This window comes from Variovorax sp. 10N432, from assembly GCF_056394465.1.
In genome coordinates this window covers 1-2353 of sequence record NZ_JBFTHX010000105.1, presented here as the reverse complement: position 1 = coordinate 2353, position 2353 = coordinate 1, and the positions used below count along the sequence as shown (strand labels likewise).

Genomic DNA, 2353 nt, shown 5'->3' with positions numbered 1-2353 from the left:
GACAACATGAAGAAGCCGATCGTCGGTTTCATCGCCGGCGTCACGGCGCCTCCCGGCAAGCGCATGGGCCACGCCGGTGCGCTGATTTCCGGCGGCGCCGACACGGCGGATGCCAAGCTGGCGATCATGGAAGAGAGCGGATTCACGGTGACGCGCAACTTCTCCGAGCTCGCCAAGCTGCTCAAGGCGATTCTGTAAATCAACAAATTTGCCTAACAGCAAGGCAGCACTTGAGGGCTCGTCAAATGGGCGCTCGCGTGGATTGATCAAATCGCTGGACGCCAGCTTCGTTTCAGTGGATCTGAAGTGTCAATCCCGCACAAGTGCCTTCATGGTGCGCCGGAGGAACTGTGGACTGGGCGATGCAGTGCTCCGCAATATCTGTTTCCCCGAAGCAATTTTGAGAACAACCTCCCTCTGGGAGCCATCGAAGAAAGGGTGAGCTGCGACGCAGCTGGAGCGGATGCATCGGAGGATGGGAGCAGGCTCTGGTCGAACATTGCAGCGCGCCTCGAGCACCCGATTGATGATCGGTCACGGGCCGTGCTGCTACTCCATGAGCTTTTCGGCGCGCCGGATTCAGCGCTTTGAGGCTCTATCTGGCGCAACCGAATTGAGCTGCTCGCGTACCGTCGCGAGCAGTTCGTCGGACAAGGGGCTACCACTCGTCGCTCGAGAGAGAACCAGGGCGCCAACCATCGTGCAGCAGTCGAGAATCGCCCGAGCACGATTCTCAGCGCCGCTGCTCGTCTGCTGCACCGATGCCAGGATCGCGAGCCGTTCCTCAAGCCCCGAGATGTAAACGGGGCGTACGAGGGAGTCCGCTGGCTCCCTTGCGACATCGTTGGCAAGGGCAGCAACCGCACACGACTTTCCCGGGTCATTACGACTCTTCGATGAGAGGTAGCCGTCGATCAACGCTGCTCGTTGAGCGGAGCTTGCGGACTCGCCCGCCATCCGGCGCCTCCATCGCTTAACCCCCTCGCCCAGGGCCTCGGTACAGGCCTCGGCAGCCAGCGACTCCTTGGACTCAAAGTGGACGTAGAAGCCCCCGTGCGTGAGCCCAGCCGCGGCCATCAGGTCCGCAACGCTCACGCCACGAAATCCGCGCTCACGAAAAAGCCGTGCCGATTCGGCAGTGATCGTCTTGCGATGGGTGGCGGCTTGTTCCTTAGATGCTCGGGGCATATCGCGCTCCTGTTGAATAAGACAGCGATTGACAGCATACCAAATGATAGTCATCATTTATAAAGATCTTCGTCTATACATTGAATTCCCATGATCACTGATGTCAGGTCGCCCACGACCGGCCAAATCAAGCGCCTGGACGCCATGCTCCGGGGTCCGATTTTCATCACGTTGATTGGTCTTTCATGGCCCAACATACTGATGATGTTTGCGCAGTCGAGTACAGGACTGATCGAAACCTGGTTCCTTTCTCATCTTGGAACGGACGCCCTGGCAGGAGCTGCCCTCGTAGTGCCGCTGCTGATGCTGATGCAGAACATGTCTCAAGGTGCGATGGGTGGCGGAATCTCATCAGCCATCGCGCGTGCCCTCGGCGCGGGAAAGGTAGATGAAGCGAGCCAGCTCGTGTTGCAGGCAGTTTTTCTGAACGCGGCTCTTGGCCTCATTTTTTCGGTCGTTTTATTCTTCATGGGACCAACCGTGTATGTGCGCATGGGTGGCCAAGCTGGCGCGCTGACCGCGGCACTCGAGTACTCCAACGTCATTTCGTCTGGCTTGGTGCTACTCTGGACCATGAACGCGCTGGCCAGCGCGATGCGCGGCACCGGCAATATGGTTGTGCCAGGCGCAGTGATCTGCGGTGGCGCACTACTCCTCCTGCCACTGTCACCAGCCCTGATCTTTGGTTGGGGGCCGGTTCCTGCGCTCGGCATGGCTGGTGCGGGATGGGCCATGGTGATCTACTACGGCGCTGGCGTCCTGGTTCTTGCCTGGTACTTCCTGAGTGGGCGCAGCGCTCTGAGGCTTTCCCCTGGCAAACCCAACTGGGCGTTGATGCGACGCATCTTGTCAGTCGGCGCGCTCGCAACGCTCAACCCGCTTTTGAGCAATACCCTGATTGCGGTCACGACTACCCTGGTTGGTGCATTAGCGGGCACCGCGGCGCTTGCAGGCTACGGTATTGCGTCCCGAATCGAGTATCTGGTGATACCAATCGCTTTTGGGATTGGAGCCCCGCTAGTGCAGTGCGCTCGAAATAGTGGAACTTAATAGATGCGGCACACTCCGACCTCGATGGAGGTCGCAGCCATGCGCATTGCCCCGAAGATCGAACTGGATGCCGCTGTTCAACGAGAGCTGACGGCCTTGGCGCGACGAGGCCGCG

2 protein-coding genes and 1 pseudogene are annotated in these 2353 nt (G+C 59.5%); 2 read left to right on the top strand and 1 reads right to left on the bottom strand.

The window, feature by feature from the left end; genetic code table 11:
• Positions 1–198, top strand: a pseudogene (locus tag AC1DF3_RS36790) (succinate--CoA ligase subunit alpha); the annotation flags it as partial.
• Between the two features lie 381 nt (positions 199–579).
• Here the strand turns inward: AC1DF3_RS36790 and AC1DF3_RS36785 are convergent.
• Positions 580–1245 (bottom strand): TetR/AcrR family transcriptional regulator, encoded by a 666-nt coding sequence (locus AC1DF3_RS36785; RefSeq protein WP_478142782.1) that lies wholly within the window; start codon positions 1243–1245, stop codon positions 580–582.
• 33 nt (positions 1246–1278) lie between these two features.
• Here AC1DF3_RS36785 and AC1DF3_RS36780 point away from each other — a divergent pair, with 33 nt between their 5' ends.
• Complete coding sequence (locus tag AC1DF3_RS36780) at positions 1279–2238, top strand: MATE family efflux transporter (protein WP_478142781.1); 960 nt, start codon at positions 1279–1281, stop codon at positions 2236–2238.
• Positions 2239–2353 lie beyond the last annotated feature (115 nt).

Excerpts from the sequence above, each read along its gene's own strand:
- AC1DF3_RS36785 (WP_478142782.1), bottom strand. The coding sequence starts at position 1,245 with ATGATGACTATCATTTGGTATGCTGTCAATCGCTGTCTTATTCAACAG.
- AC1DF3_RS36780 (WP_478142781.1), top strand. The coding sequence starts at position 1,279 with ATGATCACTGATGTCAGGTCGCCCACGACCGGCCAAATCAAGCGCCTG.